Source organism: Dietzia maris, assembly GCF_014144855.1.
Classification (GTDB): domain Bacteria; phylum Actinomycetota; class Actinomycetes; order Mycobacteriales; family Mycobacteriaceae; genus Dietzia; species Dietzia kunjamensis.
The window spans coordinates 1-2,653 of the sequence record NZ_JAALDN010000506.1; the positions used below are offsets into that span (position 1 = coordinate 1).

The following is a 2,653-nucleotide window of genomic DNA, read 5'->3' on the forward strand; positions in this document are numbered from 1 at the left end:
AGGCCCGCCGTGCAGGCCGACCGGGCCGTCCGACCGGGCCGTCCGACCGGGCTGCGGCTCCGAATCAAGGACGTGAACACTCCACAGACCCGATCCCTCGTCGCGGCCAGAGCCTGCGCGGGCCTCCTCGCCACCGGCCTCGCCGTCGCGGTGGGTCATGCCGTCGCCGGAGTCGTGGCCCCCGGGTCGTCGCCGTTCCTCGCCGTGGCCGACTCGGTGGTCGACCGGGCCCCCTCCGCGGTGCGCGAGGTGACGATCGACGCACTCGGCACCGCCGACAAGCCGGCACTGATGGCAGGGCTGGCGGTCATCCTCATCGTGACGGGCGTGGTGGTGGGCCTCATCGAGCGCCGGGGACGTCCCGCCGGCACGATCGTGCTCGCCCTCTTCGGCCTCATCGGCACCGCAGCGGCGGTGACCCGGCCGACAGCGGGGCCGCTGTGGGCACTGCCGACGGTGCTCGGCGCGATCGTCTCGATCGTGGCCCTGCGGGCGATGATCGGCGCCCTGTTCCCCGCCTCTTCCGTCGCCTCGGATGCCGGACGCCCGGAGGGGGCCGCCTCCGCCGGCACCGGGGAAAGTGCCTCCTCGCCCGGCACCGCCGCGGCGGGGACCGCGACGCGACGAGATCCCGACCGTCGACGCTTCCTGATCCTGGCCGGGTCGGCCGCGGCCGTCATCGCCGCGGCCGGTGCCACGGGAATGGCACTGACCCGCCGTGCCGCCGAGGCGGTGGCCGAACGCACCGGATTGCGGTTGCCCCGGGTCCTCGCGCGGAACGCGGCGCCTGCCGTGCCGGCAGGTGTGGTTCCGGACGCGCCCGGCGTGACCCCGTTCCTCACCGACAACGACGAGTTCTATCGGATCGACACCGCTCTGCGGGTCCCTTCGCTGAGGGCCGCCGACTGGCGACTGCGCATCCACGGGATGGTGGAGCGCGAGATCGAGCTCGACTGGCAGTCGCTGATCGACAGGGAGACCCGCGAGCGCATCATCACCATGACCTGCGTGTCCAACGAGGTCGGTGGCGACCTGGTCGGCACCGCGAGCTGGACCGGCTTCTCCATCGCCGACCTGCTCGCCGAGGCCGGGCCCCTGCCGGACGCCGACATGCTGCTGTCGACGTCGGTCGACGGCTGGACGGCCGGTACCCCACTCGAGGCCCTGACCGACGGGCGCGACGCCCTGCTGGCCGTGGGGATGAACGGCGAACCGCTGCCGTTCGAGCACGGGTACCCGGTCCGTCAGGTGGTGCCGGGGCTCTACGGGTACGTCTCGGCGACCAAGTGGGTCGTGGACTGGGAGGTCACCCGATTCGACCGGGCCAGTGCGTACTGGACGGATCGCGGGTGGGCGGAGCGGGGTCCGATCCGGACGGCCAGCCGCATCGACCGGCCCGCGCCGCTCGCCGAGTTGCCGCCCGGGCCGGTTGTGGTGGCGGGCACCGCCTGGGCCCAGCGTCGCGGTATCGAGCGGGTCGAGGTCCGGGTGGACGACGGTCCGTGGCGCGAGGCGCAACTGTCCGAGGAGTACTCGGTCGACACCTGGCGGATGTGGTCGTGGACCTGGGACGCCGAGCCCGGTCTGCACACCCTGCACGTCCGCGCGACGGACGGGACCGGTCGGGTACAGCCCGAGGAGCGGCGGGAGCCCGTCCCGAGCGGCGCCACGGGTTGGCACAACCGGACGTTCCGGGTGGCGACGGCATGACCCTCGTAGAGATCCGCGCACCGGGAACACGGCCGCCCCGCGACCCGGACCGGATTGGCCCTAGACTGGGGATCGTGTCCGAGCCAGTCGCCCCGCCACTGACCGACCCGGGGCGCCTGCTCGAGCTCGCCGCCTCCGGTGACCTCCAGGCCTTCGGTCGCTTCTACGACCTCATGTCCCCGCGCGTCTACGGCCTGGCCCTGAGGGTCCTGCGGGACCCGGGGTACGCCGAGGAGACCGTGCAGGAGGTCTTCCTCCAGGTCTGGAAGCAGGCTGCCGACTACCGGCCGAGTCTGGGATCGGTGCAGTCCTGGGTGCTGACCATCACGCACCGTCGGGCGGTGGACCGGGTTCGTTCGGAGACGTCCGCCGCGCGGCGCGACGAGATGGACGCGGCGGCGGACTTCACCCGGTCCGGCGACATCGCGGAGCAGGTCACCGAGCAGATCTCCCGTGACGAGGACGCCGCGGAGGTCCGCAGATGCCTGGGGACCCTCACGGACAACCAGCGCGAGTCCATCGAGATGGCCTACTTCTCCGGCCAGACGTACCGCGAGGTCGCCGACCGTCTCGGCACCGCGCTACCGACGATCAAATCGAGAATCCGCGACGGTCTCCGTCGCCTGAAGAACTGCCTGGGAGGTGAGCTGTCATGAGCATTCGGCACCACGATCATCCGTCGGACCTGGGCAGCGTCCGTCCCGAGGACCTCGACCTCTACGCCCTGGATGCCCTGGACGATGACGAGGCCGCAGCCGTCGAGATGGCGCTGGTCAGCGCATCGGCCGAGGAGAAGTCGTCCATGCTGGCGCACATCGCCTCGACGCGTGAGGTAGTCGCCGGCATCGTCGCCGACGCCGGGCTCGACACCGCGCCCCCGCCGCAGTTGCGGGACCGCGTCCTGGAGTTGGCCGCGGCCGCTACCCCCCGCGGGCCGGCCCGG

3 protein-coding genes are annotated in these 2,653 nt (G+C 72.5%); all 3 read left to right on the forward strand.

Going from position 1 to position 2,653, the window contains the following annotated elements; translation table 11 throughout:
- Positions 1 to 150 precede the first annotated feature (150 nt).
- On the forward strand, positions 151 to 1,710 hold the full coding sequence (locus G6024_RS15360; protein WP_409337958.1) for a molybdopterin-dependent oxidoreductase: 1,560 nt from the start codon (positions 151 to 153) through the stop codon (positions 1,708 to 1,710).
- Positions 1,711 to 1,784: 74 nt separating this feature from the next.
- Positions 1,785 to 2,366, forward strand: a complete 582-nt coding sequence (gene sigK / locus G6024_RS15365; protein ID WP_159149102.1) for an ECF RNA polymerase sigma factor SigK — start codon at positions 1,785 to 1,787, stop codon at positions 2,364 to 2,366.
- On the forward strand, positions 2,363 to 2,653 hold a 291-nt coding region (locus G6024_RS15370), incomplete at its 3' end, for an RskA family anti-sigma factor (protein ID WP_478213499.1). The genes sigK and G6024_RS15370, both read left to right, overlap by 4 nt.